The 16,825-nt window shown below is 31.7% G+C and carries 16 protein-coding genes and 1 pseudogene; 13 read left to right on the forward strand and 4 right to left on the reverse strand.

Annotated elements, in window-relative coordinates:
- Positions 1–125 precede the first annotated feature (125 nt).
- The 6 genes from cvfB (at position 126) to phoU (ending at position 5,904) form a co-directional block, all read left to right on the forward strand.
- Positions 126–1,028, forward strand: a complete 903-nt coding sequence (gene cvfB / locus NST10_RS03220; protein WP_001162351.1) for an RNA-binding virulence regulatory protein CvfB — start codon at positions 126–128, stop codon at positions 1,026–1,028.
- 310 nt (positions 1,029–1,338) lie between these two features.
- Complete coding sequence (locus NST10_RS03225) at positions 1,339–2,322, forward strand: phosphate ABC transporter substrate-binding protein PstS (protein WP_000759233.1); 984 nt, start codon at positions 1,339–1,341, stop codon at positions 2,320–2,322.
- A 190-nt stretch (positions 2,323–2,512) separates the two neighbouring features.
- Positions 2,513–3,439: a phosphate ABC transporter permease subunit PstC gene (gene pstC, locus NST10_RS03230; protein ID WP_000204625.1), complete on the forward strand. Its 927-nt coding sequence runs from the start codon at positions 2,513–2,515 to the stop codon at positions 3,437–3,439.
- Position 3,440: 1 nt separating this feature from the next.
- Positions 3,441–4,358 carry a phosphate ABC transporter permease PstA gene (gene pstA, locus NST10_RS03235; protein WP_000450299.1) on the forward strand — a complete coding sequence of 306 codons (918 nt, stop codon included), beginning with the start codon at positions 3,441–3,443 and terminating at the stop codon, positions 4,356–4,358.
- A gap of 46 nt (positions 4,359–4,404) precedes the next feature.
- The gene (pstB, locus tag NST10_RS03240) at positions 4,405–5,256 is read left to right on the forward strand and encodes a phosphate ABC transporter ATP-binding protein PstB (protein WP_000079448.1); all 852 of its coding nucleotides are present in this window, start codon (positions 4,405–4,407) and stop codon (positions 5,254–5,256) included.
- A 6-nt stretch (positions 5,257–5,262) separates the two neighbouring features.
- Positions 5,263–5,904 (forward strand): phosphate signaling complex protein PhoU, encoded by a 642-nt coding sequence (gene phoU / locus NST10_RS03245; protein ID WP_000974850.1) that lies wholly within the window; start codon positions 5,263–5,265, stop codon positions 5,902–5,904.
- A 139-nt stretch (positions 5,905–6,043) separates the two neighbouring features.
- On the opposite strand, the gene pepF is transcribed toward phoU, so the two are convergent.
- Positions 6,044–7,858, reverse strand: a complete 1,815-nt coding sequence (pepF, locus tag NST10_RS03250) for an oligoendopeptidase F (RefSeq protein ID WP_000077549.1) — start codon at positions 7,856–7,858, stop codon at positions 6,044–6,046.
- Positions 7,859–8,062: 204 nt separating this feature from the next.
- On the opposite strand from pepF, the gene NST10_RS03255 reads away from it, so the two are divergent.
- From NST10_RS03255 to NST10_RS03285, 7 genes are all read left to right on the forward strand, one after another.
- On the forward strand, positions 8,063–8,407 hold the full coding sequence (locus NST10_RS03255; RefSeq protein WP_000171798.1) for a hypothetical protein: 345 nt from the start codon (positions 8,063–8,065) through the stop codon (positions 8,405–8,407).
- The gene (locus NST10_RS03260) at positions 8,355–8,540 is read left to right on the forward strand and encodes a hypothetical protein (protein WP_001791183.1); all 186 of its coding nucleotides are present in this window, start codon (positions 8,355–8,357) and stop codon (positions 8,538–8,540) included. The genes NST10_RS03255 and NST10_RS03260 overlap by 53 nt, the downstream gene beginning before the upstream one ends.
- 170 nt (positions 8,541–8,710) lie before the next feature.
- On the forward strand, positions 8,711–9,697 hold the full coding sequence (nikB, locus tag NST10_RS03265) for a nickel ABC transporter permease (RefSeq protein ID WP_000469932.1): 987 nt from the start codon (positions 8,711–8,713) through the stop codon (positions 9,695–9,697).
- On the forward strand, positions 9,690–10,520 hold the full coding sequence (nikC, locus tag NST10_RS03270; RefSeq protein ID WP_339211226.1) for a nickel transporter permease: 831 nt from the start codon (positions 9,690–9,692) through the stop codon (positions 10,518–10,520). The genes nikB and nikC overlap by 8 nt, the downstream gene beginning before the upstream one ends.
- Positions 10,507–11,280, forward strand: coding sequence for an ABC transporter ATP-binding protein (locus NST10_RS03275; RefSeq protein WP_000052330.1), 774 nt, complete (start codon positions 10,507–10,509; stop codon positions 11,278–11,280). Before nikC ends, NST10_RS03275 begins: the two co-directional genes overlap by 14 nt.
- On the forward strand, positions 11,273–11,974 hold the full coding sequence (locus NST10_RS03280; protein ID WP_000571253.1) for a dipeptide/oligopeptide/nickel ABC transporter ATP-binding protein: 702 nt from the start codon (positions 11,273–11,275) through the stop codon (positions 11,972–11,974). Before NST10_RS03275 ends, NST10_RS03280 begins: the two co-directional genes overlap by 8 nt.
- 122 nt (positions 11,975–12,096) lie before the next feature.
- Positions 12,097–12,555: an SWIM zinc finger family protein gene (locus NST10_RS03285; protein ID WP_000523669.1), complete on the forward strand. Its 459-nt coding sequence runs from the start codon at positions 12,097–12,099 to the stop codon at positions 12,553–12,555.
- Positions 12,556–12,602: 47 nt separating this feature from the next.
- On the opposite strand, the pseudogene NST10_RS03290 reads toward NST10_RS03285, so the two are convergent.
- The 3 genes and pseudogenes from NST10_RS03290 to femA all read right to left on the reverse strand — a co-directional run bounded on the left by NST10_RS03290 (position 12,603) and on the right by femA (position 16,574).
- A pseudogene (locus NST10_RS03290) lies at positions 12,603–13,371 on the reverse strand (Cof-type HAD-IIB family hydrolase).
- Positions 13,372–14,033: 662 nt separating this feature from the next.
- A complete protein-coding gene (gene femB / locus NST10_RS03295) occupies positions 14,034–15,293 on the reverse strand; it encodes a glycine glycyltransferase FemB (RefSeq protein ID WP_303661727.1) in 1,260 nt (419 codons plus the stop codon).
- A gap of 18 nt (positions 15,294–15,311) precedes the next feature.
- The gene (gene femA / locus NST10_RS03300; RefSeq protein ID WP_000673317.1) at positions 15,312–16,574 is read right to left on the reverse strand and encodes a glycine glycyltransferase FemA; all 1,263 of its coding nucleotides are present in this window, start codon (positions 16,572–16,574) and stop codon (positions 15,312–15,314) included.
- Positions 16,575–16,825: the final 251 nt, after the last annotated feature.

A 16,825-nucleotide genomic window follows, 5' to 3' on the forward strand; every position in this document is an offset into this window, starting at 1 on the left:
TCGATATTCTAACGGAAGAATTATATCATATTATCGTCACAGTTTCGACCTCATATAAGTTGTAATGATAGAATGACTCACACATGTTATAATAATAAAGAATACAAGAATCGAAGGAGAATAACATGGCATTAGACAAAGATATAGTAGGTTCTATAGAATTCCTTGAAGTAGTAGGGTTACAAGGCTCAACTTACCTTTTAAAAGGACCAAACGGTGAAAACGTAAAGTTAAACCAATCAGAAATGAACGATGATGATGAATTAGAAGTAGGTGAAGAATATAGTTTCTTCATTTATCCAAACCGTTCAGGTGAATTATTTGCAACTCAAAATATGCCTGATATTACGAAAGATAAATATGATTTTGCTAAAGTACTTAAAACGGATCGCGATGGGGCACGTATAGATGTTGGATTACCCCGTGAAGTGTTAGTACCATGGGAAGATTTACCAAAAGTGAAATCACTATGGCCACAACCTGGAGATCATTTGCTAGTTACATTACGAATTGACCGTGAGAATCATATGTATGGACGTTTAGCGAGTGAATCTGTTGTAGAAAATATGTTTACACCTGTACACGACGATAATTTAAAAAACGAAGTCATTGAAGCCAAACCATACCGCGTATTACGAATTGGTAGCTTCTTATTAAGCGAATCAGGTTACAAAATTTTTGTACATGAATCAGAACGTAAAGCTGAACCGAGACTAGGTGAATCTGTTCAAGTTAGAATTATCGGTCATAATGATAAAGGTGAGTTAAATGGTTCATTTTTACCACTTGCACATGAACGTTTAGACGATGACGGTCAAGTCATCTTTGATTTACTAGTTGAATATGATGGTGAATTACCATTCTGGGACAAATCAAGCCCTGAAGCGATTAAAGAAGTATTCAATATGAGTAAAGGTTCATTCAAACGTGCAATCGGTCACTTATATAAACATAAGATCATTAATATAGAAACTGGTAAAATCACTTTAACTAAAAAAGGTTGGAGTCGAATTGAGTCAAAAGAATAATCATTTTTACACGTATCGTAGGATGCGTGTTTTTTTATTCAATATTAAATCGGACAGATGAAGTAGATTTTTAATTTCATCTGTCCATTTTTTGTGTTCATATTTAAATTTGGAAAATTTATCAGGAAACATTTCAATTTTACTGATGAAGCAATATTTTTCAGATTAACAAAAAATAATATTTACATTTTCTTAACAAACATTTATGTAACATTTACAGTTTCTAAAGATGAGGTTAATAATTCGAGGTTAAGATAAAGATGTAATCAATACAAATACTATTTGTTGTTCATACAGGGAGGATATTTCAATGAAAAAATGGCAATTTGTTGGTACTACAGCTTTAGGTGCAACACTATTATTAGGTGCTTGTGGTGGCGGTAATGGCGGCAGTGGTAATAGTGATTTAAAAGGGGAAGCTAAAGGGGATGGCTCATCAACAGTAGCACCAATTGTGGAGAAATTAAATGAAAAATGGGCTCAAGATCACTCGGATGCTAAAATCTCAGCAGGACAAGCTGGTACAGGTGCTGGTTTCCAAAAATTCATTGCAGGAGATATCGACTTCGCTGATGCTTCTAGACCAATTAAAGATGAAGAGAAGCAAAAATTACAAGATAAGAATATCAAATACAAAGAATTCAAAATTGCGCAAGATGGTGTAACGGTTGCTGTAAATAAAGAAAATGATTTTGTAGATGAATTAGACAAACAGCAATTAAAAGCAATTTATTCTGGAAAAGCTAAAACATGGAAAGATGTTAATAGTAAATGGCCAGATAAAAAAATAAATGCTGTATCACCAAACTCAAGTCATGGTACTTATGACTTCTTTGAAAATGAAGTAATGAATAAAGAAGATATTAAAGCAGAAAAAAATGCTGATACAAATGCTATCGTTTCTTCTGTAACGAAAAACAAAGAGGGAATCGGATACTTTGGATATAACTTCTACGTACAAAATAAAGATAAATTAAAAGAAGTTAAAATCAAAGATGAAAATGGTAAAGCAACAGAGCCTACGAAAAAAACAATTCAAGATAACTCTTATGCATTAAGTAGACCATTATTCATTTATGTAAATGAAAAAGCATTGAAAGATAATAAAGTAATGTCAGAATTTATCAAATTCGTCTTAGAAGATAAAGGTAAAGCAGCTGAAGAAGGTGGATATGTAGCAGCACCAGAGAAAACATACAAATCACAATTAGATGATTTAAAAGCATTTATTGATAAAAATCAAAAATCAGACGACAAGAAATCTGATGATAAAAAGTCTGAAGACAAGAAATAATAAGACGCAATTTCAAATGTGTCTTGAAACATGATTTTGATGGTGAATCATTATTTAGAGTGCAAAGCTTGATTTATCGAGACGCTGATTTTGACATTCAGTTAGTCTACAAGCTTATCAACTTAAAATAGTGGTTCATCATTATTTTACAAATCTAATTATTTTGGGAGTAATAGAAAGAGGTTTGATTATGACTTCATCTACTAATGTTAAAGCTTTAATTGAAAAAAATAATAATAAAAAAGGGAAGCATAATGACAAAATTATACCAGTTATTTTAGCTGCAATTTCAGCGATTTCCATTTTAACAACACTAGGTATATTAATCACATTGCTTTTAGAAACCATCACTTTTTTCACCAGAATTCCAATAACTGAATTTCTATTTTCTACTACTTGGAATCCTACCGGCTCAGACCCTAAGTTTGGTATCTGGGCATTGATAATAGGGACTTTAAAAATCACAGTTATTGCGACTATATTTGCAGTTCCAGTCGGGCTTGGTGCAGCAATTTATTTAAGTGAATATGCAAGTGACCGTGCACGACGCATAATAAAACCGATATTAGAAATTTTAGCAGGAATACCAACAATTGTGTTTGGTTTCTTTGCATTAACCTTTGTTACACCAGTATTAAGATCTTTCATACCTGGTCTTGGAGAGTTTAATGCTATAAGTCCCGGCTTAGTTGTAGGTATTATGATTGTCCCTCTCATCACAAGTTTGAGTGAGGATGCAATGGCATCTGTACCAAATAAAATTCGAGAAGGTGCCTATGGACTTGGAGCAACTAAATTAGAAGTAGCAACTAAGGTCGTACTTCCTGCAGCAACATCAGGTATTGTAGCTTCAATAGTTCTCGCGATTTCAAGAGCAATTGGAGAAACGATGATTGTATCATTAGCGGCAGGTAGTTCACCAACAGCTTCATTAAGTTTAACAAGTTCAATTCAAACAATGACTGGATATATTGTTGAGATAGCGACAGGTGATGCAACATTTGGATCAAATATTTATTACAGTATTTATGCTGTAGGATTCACATTATTTATCTTTACCTTAATCATGAATTTACTTTCTCAATGGATTTCTAAGCGTTTTAGGGAGGAGTATTAATATGGAAACGACAGATAATAATAGACAATCACTCGTCGATCAACAACTTGTCCAAAAACATTTATCATCCAGAACGGTTAAAAATAAAGTGTTCAAACTCATATTTTTAGCATGTACATTATTAGGACTTGTCGTACTTATTGCGTTGTTAACTCAAACATTGATTAAAGGGGTAAGTCATTTAAATTTACAGTTTTTCACTAATTTTTCTTCTTCAACACCATCTATGGCTGGCGTTAAAGGCGCATTAATCGGTTCACTTTGGTTAATGTTAAGTATCATTCCATTATCAATCATCCTAGGAATAGGTACAGCTATATACTTAGAAGAATATGCGAAAAACAACAAATTTACTCAGTTTGTTAAAATCAGTATTTCCAATTTAGCTGGTGTACCATCAGTTGTATTTGGGTTATTAGGTTACACTTTGTTCGTTGGTGGTGCCGGGATTGAAGCCTTGAAAATGGGTAACAGTATATTGGCAGCAGCGCTAACAATGACCTTACTGATATTACCAATTATTATTGTTTCAAGTCAGGAAGCAATTAGAGCTGTACCTAACTCAGTACGCGAAGCTTCTTACGGCTTAGGTGCTAATAAATGGCAAACGATAAGACGTGTTGTCTTACCAGCAGCGTTACCTGGTATTTTAACTGGATTCATTTTGTCTCTTTCAAGAGCACTGGGAGAAACAGCGCCACTTGTGCTTATCGGTATACCAACTATATTATTGGCAACACCTAGAAGTATATTGGATCAATTTTCAGCATTACCTATCCAAATATTTACTTGGGCGAAAATGCCACAAGAAGAATTCCAGAATGTTGCATCGGCAGGCATTATCGTTTTACTAGTTATCTTAATCTTAATGAATGGCGTTGCGATTATTTTACGTAACAAATATAGTAAAAAATTCTAATTTAAACAATCAATCTAATTTATCTATTAAAAAGGGAGTATTAAATATGGCGCAAACACTTGCACAAACTAAACAAATATCTCAAAGTCATACGTTTGATGTCTCACAAAGTCATCATAAAACACCAGATGATACAAACTCACATTCTGTTATATATTCAACACAAAATTTAGACTTATGGTATGGCGAAAATCATGCATTGCAAAATATTAATTTAGATATTTATGAAAACCAAATTACTGCCATTATAGGTCCATCTGGTTGTGGCAAATCAACATATATTAAAACTTTGAATCGAATGGTTGAGTTAGTACCCACAGTCAAAACAGCTGGTAAAATACTATATCGCGATCAAGACATTTTTGATCAAAAATATTCTAAAGAACAATTACGTACAAATGTGGGCATGGTCTTCCAACAACCTAATCCATTTCCAAAATCAATATACGATAATATTACTTACGGGCCAAAGATTCACGGTATTAAAAATAAAAAAGTTCTTGATGAAATCGTTGAGAAATCATTACGTGGCGCTGCAATTTGGGATGAATTAAAGGATAGGTTGCACACAAATGCATATAGTTTATCCGGTGGGCAACAACAGCGTGTTTGTATCGCGCGTTGTTTAGCAATTGAACCTGAAGTCATTTTAATGGATGAACCCACATCAGCATTAGATCCAATCTCAACATTAAGAGTAGAAGAGTTGGTTCAAGAACTAAAAGAAAAGTACACAATTATTATGGTTACACATAATATGCAACAAGCAGCTCGTGTATCAGATAAAACTGCATTTTTCTTAAATGGTTATGTCAATGAATATGATGACACTGATAAAATTTTCTCTAACCCATCAAACAAGAAAACAGAAGATTATATTTCAGGAAGGTTTGGTTGATATATAATGGCAATAATTAGACAACGATATCAGGAGCAACTTGATGATTTAATAAAAGAATTACGTCGGTTAGGTGCAAATGTCTATGTGAGTATTGAAAATGGTATAAAATCATTAAGTATTGACGATAGAGGCTTTGCACGACAAACAGTTAAAAACGATAAACATATCAATCAATTAAATTATAATATTAATGAGCGAGTTATCATGTTAATTACAAAGCAACAGCCCATTGCGAGTGATTTGCGTATGATGATTTCTTCATTAAAAATCGCCTCCGATTTAGAAAGAATAGGAGATAATGCATCGAGTATTGCCAATATTCGATTGCGTACGAAGATTACAGATGATTATGTGTTAACCCGTTTAAAGACAATGGGTAAACTAGCTATGTTAATGTTAAAGGATTTAGATCAAGCATTTAAAAAGAAAGATACCGTATTAATAAGAGAAATAATTGAGCGTGATGAAGATATCGATGACTTATATAGTCATATTATTAACGCAACGTATCTTATTGATAACGATCCATTTGTCGCTGCACAAGCCCATTTAGCAGCAAGACATCTAGAACGTATTGGTGATCATATTATTAACATCGCTGAAAGTGTTTATTTTTATTTAACAGGTACACATTACGAACAATAACTTAAAGTTATTACTATAAAATCCCTTACGATAAATATATATTTCTATTATTCATAAACCCTCAAAAAAACCAAGATTCTCACAATTAGTAATGTGAAAATCTTGGTTTATATTGTTCTACTATAAGTTGTCTCGCATCCTAGTTATTTGCTTGCTCAATTTCATCTGTTAATTTTTCAACTTCATCCACTAAATCAGAAATATATTGAATTGTAGATTTAAGTGGCTGTTCTGTAGTAATGTCTACACCCGCAATGTTTGCAAGTTCGACAGGTGATACACTACCACCTTTTTTCAATGTTTCTAACCAAGCATCAACAGCTGGTTGGCCTTCATTTTTAATCTTTTGAGAAACGACAGTCCCGATTGTTAAGCCAGCAGAATACGTATACGAATATAATCCCATATAGTAATGAGGTTGACGCATCCATGTTAATTCAGCACCCTCAGTCATGTCTACTGCATCTCCGAAAAATTGTTTATAAACATTTAGCATTATTTCATTTAATGTCGGCGCATTTAAAGATTCACCTTGATCTACTTTGCGATACACTTCACGTTGATAAGCAGCTTCTAATAAGTGGGTAACCATATTATGATAATATGTTCTAGATAAAATTGAGCCAATAACCCAACGCTTAAATCTTGGATTATCACTTTTGTTAAATAAATAATTGGCCATCAACATTTCATTCAATGTAGAAGGGGCTTCAACAAAGTACATTGATGCTTCTGATTCAAGATATGGTTGATGTTTTTGAGCTAATGTAAAATGACCTGCATGACCTAATTCATGTGCTAAGACAAATGCTTCAGCCATTTTACCAGTCCAAGAAATAAACACATATGAATGTGTAAAGTATGGACTTGCACAAAATGCGCCTGTATCTTTACCTTTATTTTGTGCAAAATCAATCCATCGCTGATCGTATGCTTCACGTAACATGTTTGTATAGTCATCACCTAAAACACTTAACGCACCGAAAATATAATTTTTTGAGTCTTCAATTGAAATCTCTGGTTCATAATCAGGGTCTACAGAAATTTTTAAGTCTTCAAAACGCATGTTATCTAATCCGTGAATACGTTGTAAAAGTTTAGCATATTTCTGCATAACTGGTGCCAAGTCACGCATAATCATATCGATTTGACGGTCAAACATATCACGCGTTACTTCTTGACTATGTAATAAATAATCGATGACCGATTCAAACCCACGTAAATCAGCTTCAATTTTTTCTTGTTGTACTTGCATATTATATGTAGCCGCGGTAGTATGCTGATATTTTCGAATCCCATCGCTAAACGATTTGAAACTTTTACGTCTAAACTCAGGATCTTTATTATCTTCATAATCATTTTCAAACGTAGCATAGTCGACAGGGTACGTTGTACCATCATGTTCAAATGAATCGAATGTAATATCTAGCATTTTTGTCGTGCCGTATAAATCGTAAGGACTGTTTAGCGTAGGTGATAAAATTGCTAATAATTGTTCTACCGACGCAGATAATTGGAATGGCTTTTGTTTTATTAACTGTTTAATATAGTGTTGATATGGACATGATTTTTCTAATTGTTGAAGTATTTCTTCTGGTAATTCAAGTATTTCTGACTCTACAAATGATAATTGGCTAACAATTTTACCGTATGTAGTAGATAATTTAGCGCTCAATACTTGTGCCTCAATATTACTAGTATCTACACTTAAACGTAGTTCTGCATAATTACTTAAGCGATCTAAGGCAATTAAAATATTTTCTAATTCAGCTAAAGCAGTATTAATTTGTTCGATTGAATTTAATGTTGTTGCATATGTATGATGAAATTGATTTGCTTGTTGTACTAGAGCGTCAATACTTTCATAATATTGTTGATCATCTTTAAATAAGTCTGTTAAATCCCATGTTTCTGAAACAGGAACATCTTCTCTTAAAGGTAAACCTTGAGACATATAATCACTCCTTTGGTATAATACATTCATTATACATAATTTTGTCTCCTAAACGATAATGTTACGATTCCCATGTCGCAAGGAACAATGATTTTTCTAATAGTAGATAGAATATTGCTTGAAACTGACTGCTATTGTTTAAGTTTTTAAAAATTTATAATAAAATGTATACAAGGAAAGTAATGAAATAAAAGGAGAATGAATATGACATTATTCGATATGCCTAATTATTTATGGATCACAACTTTAATAATGATTTTATTAACAATATTCTGTTGCTTAGTTTTAAATAAATGGTTTGTATCAGCAGTAATTACATTTGTTATATTAGGTGTGCTTGCATTTTTTATTCCAAATTTTCAAGATATAAAATATCAACCATTATTAGGATACGCGGCGTTTTTAGCGATCATGAGTTTATTAATTAGTTTTCTATTATGGTATTTTACAAGAAATTGGCGTAAAGAAAGAAAAGCGCGTAAATTAGAAAAGCAAATTGAAAAATACGGCTATGAGGGCGCTGAACTTCGCCGTAAAGATAAGAAATAATATTCGACAACTATATGCACAAAATCATCAACTTTTAAGTTACACTGCAGTAACAATTATTTCGAAAGTGGTGGAATACAGTGCTATAGTTGTTTTTGTTTTGACTTTTTTATATTTTACATGGTTGACTTGATTCTAAATATTATATTTTATAATGATTTTGTTAAAAAATTAAATATACTTCAATTTCTTTTTGGATAATACTATAATGAACGTTAGTTCTTAATATGTAAGTTGCATATACATGCGCCATTCTCATGTAAATAGAAAGTGTTAGTAATTTACACAAAGAGGGGGACTATTATGTTCATAATAAAGTCTATTTTGTATAGACTGATACAAATGATAGTTGTTTTATTTGTTATTTCTACACTTGCATTCATTTTAATGAAATTATCACCAGGCAATCCTGTTGATAAAATATTACATCTTGATGTAGCACAAGTGTCGACGGAACAAATAAATGCAACCAAAGATAAATTGGGATTAAATGATTCTTTATTGGTACAGTGGTGGCATTGGATGAATCATTTATTACATTTTAATTTAGGAAAAAGTTTTGAATCAAAAGAACCGGTAACACAGATATTATTCAACTATGCACCCATAACACTACTCATATCTTTTTCAACATTAGTAGTGTCATTATGCATATCTATACCGCTCGGCATTATAGCAGCCAAACGATTTCATAAGTTATCTGACAAAGTGATTAGAGTGATCTCAACTCTATCAATTAGTTTACCAGCGTTCTTTATCGGTATTATTTTATTATTTATTGTCACAAATTTAATGAATATAGATAGCGTTATACTAAGTCAGTTTATATTACCTGTACTCACGCTATCTTTAGGTATGTGTGCATACATCATTCGCTTAGTGCGTTCTAATTTATTGATATTATTGAAAAGTAATATCGTACAAGCATCAAGATTACGCGGTATGAATGAACGCTATATTTTAATTCATGATTTACTAAAACCAACAATTTTGCCGATTATCCCATTATTAGGGATTTCACTTGGTAGTCTAATAGGTGGTACTGTAGTGATTGAAAATTTATTTGATATACCTGGTATTGGTTATCTATTAATGGATAGTATTAAATCTCGAGATTATCCTGTTATTCAAGGATGCGTGTTATTTATTGGCTTCTTCGTTGTTATTATCAATACGATTGCTGATTTATTAACGTTATTACTTGATCCGAAGCAGCGTTTACAATTAGGAAATCCGAAAAACAAAACCAATACACCATTGATATCAGAAAGTAGTGACCGTCATGCATAAAATATTTTCAAAGAATAACCTTATCTTTTTTGTATTCGGCGCATTTATATTTGTGATGATTGTACTACAATTCTTTGTCAGTAGTGAAAATGCAACCAAAGTCAATTTATCACAAACTTTTGAACCTATTAGTTGGTTGCATTTATTAGGAACTGATGATTATGGGGGAGATTTATTTACCCGAATTATTATCGGTGCACGTTCAACATTGTTTGTTACTGTTTTAACATTAATAGCTATCGTTGTCATAGGTGTTACACTAGGTCTATTTGCCGGATATAAAAAGGGGTGGATTGAACGATTAGTGTTAAGGTTTATTGATGTTGGTCTAAGTATTCCAGAATTTATCATCATGATTGCTTTAGCAAGCTTTTTCCAACCATCGTTATGGAATTTAGTTATTTCAATTACAGTAATAAAATGGATGAATTACACAAGGTTGACTAGAAGTATAGTTAATAGCGAAATGAATAAGCCTTATATAAAAATGGCACAATTATTTCATGTACCTATAAGAACAATATTAATACGTCATTTAACACCTAAAATTATACCGGCTATTATCGTTTTGATGGTCGTTGATTTCGGTAAAATCATTCTATATATAAGTTCACTATCATTTATTGGGTTAGGTGCACAACCGCCAACACCAGAGTGGGGCGCTATGTTGCAACAAGGTCGTGATTTTATTTCGTCTCATCCAATTATGTTGATTGCACCTGCTTCAGTCATTGCTATAACTATTTTAATTTTTAATTTAACCGGTGATGCGCTAAGAGATAGATTGCTGAAACAACGAGGTGAATATAATGAGTCTCATTGATATACAAAATTTAACAATAAAGAATACTAGTGAGAAATCACTTATTAAAGGGATTGATTTGAAAATTTATAATCAACAGATTAATGCCCTGATTGGAGAGAGCGGCGCTGGAAAAAGTTTGATTGCTAAAGCCTTACTTGAATATTTACCATTTGATTTAACCTGCACGTATGATTCGTACCAATTTGATGGGGAAAATGTTAGTAGATTGAGTCAATATTATGGTCATACAATTGGCTATATTTATCAAAATTATGCAGAAAGTTTTAACGACCATACTAAATTAGGTAAACAGTTAACTGCGATTTATCGTAAGCATTATAAAAGTTGTAAAGAAGAGGCTTTGTCCAAAATTGACAAGGCTTTGTCGTGGGTTAATTTACAAAGCAAAGATATATTAAATAAATATAGTTTCCAACTTTCTGGGGGCCAACTTGAACGCGTATACATAGCAAGCGTTCTCATGTTGAAACCTAAATTAATCATTGCAGACGAACCAGTTGCATCATTGGATGCTTTGAACGGTAATCAAGTGATGGATTTATTACAGCATATTGTATTAGAACATGGTCAAACATTATTTATTATCACACATAACTTAAGTCATGTATTGAAATATTGTCAGTACATTTATGTTTTAAAAGAAGGTCAAATCATTGAACGAGGTAATATTAATCATTTCAAGTATGAGCATTTGCATCCGTATACTGAACGTCTAATTAAATATAGAACACAATTAAAGAGGGATTACTATGATTGAGTTAAAACATGTGACTTTTGGTTATAATAAAAAGCAGATGGTGCTACAAGATATCAATATTACTATACCTGATGGAGAAAATGTTGGTATTTTAGGCGAAAGTGGCTGTGGTAAAAGTACGCTCGCTTCATTGGTTCTTGGCTTATTTAAACCTGTTAAAGGAGAAATTTACTTAAGTGACAATGCTGTGTTACCGATTTTCCAGCACCCTTTAACTAGCTTTAACCCTGATTGGACGATTGAGACCTCATTAAAAGAAGCGTTATATTATTACAGAGGTCTAACTGATAATACTGCTCAGGACCAATTATTAATACAACATTTATCTACTTTTGAGTTGAACGCGCAATTATTGACTAAATTACCAAGCGAAGTGAGTGGCGGACAATTACAAAGATTTAATGTCATGCGTTCGTTATTAGCACAGCCTCGCGTTTTAATATGTGATGAGATAACTTCAAATTTAGATGTTATAGCTGAACAAAATGTAATAAATATATTAAAAGCGCAAACGATTACGAACTTAAATCATTTTATCGTTATTTCTCATGATTTATCCGTGTTACAACGCTTAGTCAATAGAATTATCGTTCTTAAGGATGGCATGATAGTCGATGATTTTACAATAGAGGAATTATTTAATGTTGATAGACACCCTTATACAAAAGAATTAGTGCAAGCATTTTCATATTAGTTATTTAAGAATGCGATAATTCTAGACTTGTTATAAAATATAGATAAATCAAGTATATTAATCTAGACACATATCGATTTTATTTTCTATATCTAAAAATAATAATAAAAAGGAGTATCATCATGGGATTACTTGATATTGCAAGTATTCGTTCTATAGAAAGAGGCTTTAATTATTATCAAAGTGAATGCGTAATTAACTTAAAATCATTTTCAGAAACGCAGCATGAGGCTGAAGTAAAGGGCAGTGGTAACAAAGTATATCGTTGTTATATTGATATGGAACATCCTAGAAAATCCAAATGTAATTGTCCTCTTGCTGATGGAAGACGAGTGATATGTAAACATATGATTGCATTACTCTTTACAGCTAGTCCAGAAGCAGCAAATAAACATATAATCATGTTAAACGAAGTTGAAGAAGACTATCACTTACGCAGAAATATGTGGATTGATTCTCTTAAAGAAATGATTAATGATATGAGTGAAGAAGAACTCCGCGACGCATATTTAAACATGTTAATTGAACATGGAGAAATGGCAGAATTATTTGGATTAGATGAAGAGGACGAATTTTATTAAAATAGCCCCTATCCATTGATAATGATTATCATTTGATAGGGGTGTTTTTATTTATATGATTTTAAGACTTTGCAAATAGCTAGTGCATTATTATCGATGTGTTTGACTTTATCAAGTTTCAATATTGCGTGTGTGTATGCTTCTGATGGTCCTATAATATAGCCATTACTAGCATGTTGTAACATGACAATATCATTGTGATCATTACCAAATGCTATATATTTAACATCTGCATCAAATATATATTGTAATGCAGTATATTTATTAATATTTTGCGCTGTTATATCAATGTTATATTCATTTGAATGGTGAATCATTTCCAATTCTTGATGGTATTTATTGAGCTCATCTAATATAGTTGTAATTTGTGTCGGTTCTATATTTAATAAAATAATCTTGATCGGTGTGTCGATATTTGCAACATCAATACAACTGGCCAGCTTATGTGGATCTAAACGCTCAAAAATAGCGTTCTCAGCGTCAAGTTGTGCAGCATAATTCCAATCATCATCAATAATATAATCTAACTCATACTTTTGAATTATTTTTAAGATATGATGATATGTATCTGTATGAATTGGTTTGATAACAGAAATCATTGATTGCTGTGAAATCATAGCACCATTTGCGCCAATTAATGTATGCTGATAAAAATACTGATGGTAAAACTGGCAACAAATCACGAATCGGACGTGCTGATGCAAATATAAGTTCATGACCAGCATGTTGTAATTGTAACAATGTATCAATAATAGTCTGGTCAATTAATCGGCCGTCAAAACAAAGTGTACCGTCAATATCAAAGACAAATTTCATCAAATCACTCCAAACAATATAATACCATGATTATAGCATAAGTAAGTTATGTGACGATATTAGATAATGATTATGATGTAGGGTACCTTTTGCGTTAGACACATATAACTTCCTATAATATATATTATGTAAACTAGAAATGAAATTCCATAAGGGGACTTATATAACTGTATGTTTGTGACGTGTTTATGTCAGTAAACTAAATTTACATTCATGCTATGTTTCATTAAACCAATACTCACGTTTTGGTGCATATTAAATCTATGTATCGATAATATATCTATCATCATTTTTATTTCTAATATACAAACTGATTACTTTGCTAGAATTTGTTACAGCAATCATTTCTCATGCATTTTATAAATTACATATGACATTTGATATCACGCACTTGCAAACACACATATAAAATCAGATATAAATTGTTATGCTAAGGTTTATTCACCAAAAATATAATACATATTGGCTTGTTTTGAGTCATATTGAATGAATTAAAACGTATACTCAACTTAATCATTTGAAAATAGATTGTGCAATTCGTATTTATATTTATTGCAATCACTTGTTAAACTTGTCATTTAATAAATCATTAGAGGCTTTATTAAAAAGCATAAAAAAGAGCCTATAGTATCAATAACTATAAGCCCTAACATCATTTACATCTATTTCTTTAATTTTTTACGTAATTTATCCAATGTTGTGAACAACCAATATTTCACTTTATGAATTGGTTTATAGAAATCCCCTATTAATTCTTCGATTTGTACATTAAATCCACGTTTAAAGCGGTATACGCCATAATCTTCACCGTTTTCCGTAAAATCACCTGATAAACCATAGAAATTATAACGATCATAACCATTATCGAAGCAATAGTTAATCATAAACCAATGCATCATGTAAGGTCCCATAAATTGATTGTATTTTTCTGATGAACCACCAGAGAAATAATTCACTTCATATGCATTTGCAAAATAAACGCCAGAAGCAAGGTTTAGAATTGGGCCGTCCGTTTTGCTCAATTCACTTGCATTCAATAATTCATGCTGATCATGATCAATTTGCTTATCTAATTCTGCAATTTTCTTCATTTGTTTATCTGATTTGTTTTCTTTCGCCATCATTTGATCACGACGATTTTCTTTGTCATTCAATTCCTGTTGCAACTTTAACACATATTCATCAAGGTCAATATATGCTAATGGTACTAATACTTTATCTCCATATGTGTCAATAAAGTTATAAAAATAATCATCTGTTTTTGATACAAATCCAGCACGCTCTTCAGTTTCACGATATAAATCTAGGAATAGATTGAACTCATCATGTTCAAGGAATCTTACTTTAACACCATAGTTTATCGCTTTATTAATATTACGTTTACGTTGACTATCAAATGTCTTTTTCAATGTTTCAGGTGTTTTACCTTCAAGGTTTAATACGCCCATCCATCGTACTTGGCTCGATGTATCATACTCAGTTGTAAAGCCATGATGCTCGTAACCATGCGATTTAAACAAGTTTACTAAGGCATCATTTTTCTCGCGACCTTCAAATGGCACGATATCTTTATCATATAGATGATATAACCAATACGGATCTAATTTAACATATAAACATTGATGTTGCTGTAAATATTTATCTAACTCTTTTAAATAATAATCAACTAATCCTAAATCTGAAAAATCCATTACTGGACCACGATTCGAATAGTAAACATAACTTCCCATAGTAGGAATTTTAGAGAAAAGGCTTGCTGCAATTACTTTGTTATTGTCGTCTTTAATACCTAATAAAACTACTTCAAAGCCATCATTCTCACGGGTAACTATATTTTCTTTTACTTGGAAATAATGACTTTCCAATGATGGATTTTGTACAAAGTTGTCAAATTCGGTAACAGTTAACTCTGTAAATTTCATGTTTTGATAATTCCCTTCCTAAAAAATTCTGTCTTTAACTTTTTTAAGTGCGGTATATGCTGCGTAAACAGGTTTATTAATTGGTTTAATAAAGTCACCAACATATTCAATAATTTCAGCATTGTAACCTTTTTTGAATTTAACTACACCAGCATCTTCAGCATCTTCTGTAAATTTACCACTAACACCATAGAAATTATAACGGTCAATGCCATGATTTAATGCATAATTAATCATTTCCCATTGCACTGCATAACTTCCGGCAAAATGACGGAATGCATTTGATGTACCACCAGCATAATAAACAACTTCAAATGGATTGATAAAGAAGAAACCAGCAGAGATAGGTAATTCATTACCATGTTCTTCTTGAAGACGTTTACCTTCTTCAATCTTTTGCTCATTTGCATCAAGTTGTTGTTGTAAGTTATCTCGCTTGTTATGTGCTTTTTTATTTTCAGGACGTTTTTCAATATCCTTTAATGCTTTATTTAAATCTTTATTTAAAATATCACGCTCTTCATTTAGTTCTTTAATATATTCATCAAAATTGATATACGCTAAAGGCACTAACACACGCTCTTTGTAATATTTTAAGCGATTGTAATAAAACTTGTCATCACGATCAGCAAAAGCTTTTGATTCTGACGTATCTTCCATAAATGATCTAAAAATTGGTAGTTCTTCTTCAGATAAATATCTTACTTTAACACCATTCTTTTTAACTTTTTTCGTGTTTCTTTTTCTAAGTCCATCCATATTTTTAATGATGTCATCTGCTGTTTTATCTTTTAAATCTAACACTGAGTGATAACGAATTTGTAGCACAGGATCAAATCCTTTATGGAATCCAGTATGTTCAAATCCTAAGTTACTCATTTTATCAAAGAACCAATCATTACCAGCATTACCTGTAATCTCGCCATCATGATTCAAGTATTGATATGGTAAATATGGATCGATATGTAGGTATAGACAACGATGTTTTTTAACATATTTTGATAATTCATTAAAGAAAAAGTGTACGAGTTCTTGATTTTCATAATCGATCACTGGACCGCGATTTGAATAAAAATACTTGAACACTTTCATAACAGGTACAGCAGTAAGTAAGCAAGCTGCAATAACCTCGTTATTATTGTTTTTTATTCCCACTAAATGTGTTTCATAACCTTCAGCAAGCTTTAACTCATAGTGGCCAACAGTTTGCGTGAAATGACTGTATGGCATGCTATCTGTAAAGGCACCAAACTCTTTAGCTGTTAAATTTGTAAACTTCATTATCATTACTCCTATTTGTCTCTCGTTAATTAATTTCATTTCCGTATTTGCAGTTTTTCTATTTCCCCTCTGCAAATGTCAAAAATAATAAATCTAATCTAAATAAGTATACAATAGTTAATGTTAAAACTAAAACATAAACGCTTTAATTGCGTATACTTTTATAGTAATATTTAGATTTTTGCATACAATTTCAAAAAAAGTAATATGAACGTTTGGGTTTGCTCATATTACTTTTGTATCATTTCTAT

Source organism: Staphylococcus sp. FSL W8-0305 (genome assembly GCF_037966415.1).
GTDB lineage: Bacteria > Bacillota > Bacilli > Staphylococcales > Staphylococcaceae > Staphylococcus > Staphylococcus aureus.

Coding starts and splice junctions, on each gene's coding strand:
- cvfB (WP_001162351.1), top strand. CDS start 126: ATGGCATTAGACAAAGATATAGTAGGTTCTATAGAATTCCTTGAAGTA.
- NST10_RS03225 (WP_000759233.1), top strand. CDS start 1,339: ATGAAAAAATGGCAATTTGTTGGTACTACAGCTTTAGGTGCAACACTA.
- pstC (WP_000204625.1), top strand. CDS start 2,513: ATGACTTCATCTACTAATGTTAAAGCTTTAATTGAAAAAAATAATAAT.
- pstA (WP_000450299.1), top strand. CDS start 3,441: ATGGAAACGACAGATAATAATAGACAATCACTCGTCGATCAACAACTT.
- pstB (WP_000079448.1), top strand. CDS start 4,405: ATGGCGCAAACACTTGCACAAACTAAACAAATATCTCAAAGTCATACG.
- phoU (WP_000974850.1), top strand. CDS start 5,263: ATGGCAATAATTAGACAACGATATCAGGAGCAACTTGATGATTTAATA.
- pepF (WP_000077549.1), bottom strand. CDS start 7,858: ATGTCTCAAGGTTTACCTTTAAGAGAAGATGTTCCTGTTTCAGAAACA.
- NST10_RS03255 (WP_000171798.1), top strand. CDS start 8,063: ATGACATTATTCGATATGCCTAATTATTTATGGATCACAACTTTAATA.
- nikB (WP_000469932.1), top strand. CDS start 8,711: ATGTTCATAATAAAGTCTATTTTGTATAGACTGATACAAATGATAGTT.
- nikC (WP_339211226.1), top strand. CDS start 9,690: ATGCATAAAATATTTTCAAAGAATAACCTTATCTTTTTTGTATTCGGC.
- NST10_RS03275 (WP_000052330.1), top strand. CDS start 10,507: ATGAGTCTCATTGATATACAAAATTTAACAATAAAGAATACTAGTGAG.
- NST10_RS03280 (WP_000571253.1), top strand. CDS start 11,273: ATGATTGAGTTAAAACATGTGACTTTTGGTTATAATAAAAAGCAGATG.
- NST10_RS03285 (WP_000523669.1), top strand. CDS start 12,097: ATGGGATTACTTGATATTGCAAGTATTCGTTCTATAGAAAGAGGCTTT.
- femB (WP_303661727.1), bottom strand. CDS start 15,293: ATGAAATTTACAGAGTTAACTGTTACCGAATTTGACAACTTTGTACAA.
- femA (WP_000673317.1), bottom strand. CDS start 16,574: ATGAAGTTTACAAATTTAACAGCTAAAGAGTTTGGTGCCTTTACAGAT.